The organism is Mycolicibacter kumamotonensis (assembly GCF_002086285.1).
GTDB lineage: Bacteria > Actinomycetota > Actinomycetes > Mycobacteriales > Mycobacteriaceae > Mycobacterium > Mycobacterium kumamotonense.
Map to the genome: position 1 here is coordinate 1 of NZ_MVHU01000117.1, position 590 is coordinate 590.

Annotated in this window: 2 protein-coding genes; both read left to right on the forward strand. The window is 62.2% G+C overall.

The window, feature by feature from the left end:
• Positions 1-281, forward strand: a 281-nt coding sequence (locus BST28_RS23015) for a WXG100 family type VII secretion target (protein ID WP_109560784.1), incomplete at its 5' end; no start/stop codon positions are given.
• A 23-nt stretch (positions 282-304) separates the two neighbouring features.
• On the forward strand, positions 305-589 hold the full coding sequence (locus BST28_RS23020) for a WXG100 family type VII secretion target (protein WP_083083226.1): 285 nt from the start codon (positions 305-307) through the stop codon (positions 587-589).
• Position 590: the final 1 nt, after the last annotated feature.

A 590-nucleotide genomic window follows, 5' to 3' on the forward strand; every position in this document is an offset into this window, starting at 1 on the left:
TGACTGATCCGGACGCGATGCGTGCGATGGCGGGGCGTTTTGATGTGCACGCCCAGACGGTTGAGGATGAGGCCCGGCGGATGTGGGCGTCGTCGACGAATATTTCCGGGGCGGGCTGGGGTGGTTTGGCCGAGCGGACCTCGATGGACACCATGGGTCAGATGCAGACGGCGTTTCGCAACATTGTGACGATGCTGCACGGTGTGCGTGATGGGTTGATCCGTGACGCTAACCACTACGAGCAGCAGGAAGCTGCTTCCCAGCAGATTCTGTCGAGCTAGCACGGTCAGAAGGAGAATCTCAGATGAGCATCAATTACCAGTTCGGTGACGTCGACGCCCACGGTGCGTTGATTCGGGCGCAGGCGGCGTCGTTGGAGGCTGAGCACCAGGCGATCGTGCATGATGTGTTGGCTGCCGGGGATTTCTGGGGTGGCGCGGGTTCGGTGGCGTGCCAGGAGTTCGTGACGCAGCTTGGGCGCAACTTCGCGGTGATCTATGAGCAGGCCAATGCCCACGGTCAGAAGGTGCAGAGCGCCGGCAACAACATGGCCAACACCGACGCCTCCGTCGGCTCCAGCTGGGCCTGAC

What these genes read in the sequence shown, in the direction of transcription:
- BST28_RS23020 (WP_083083226.1), top strand. Translation starts at nt 305, where the DNA reads ATGAGCATCAATTACCAGTTCGGTGACGTCGACGCCCACGGTGCGTTG.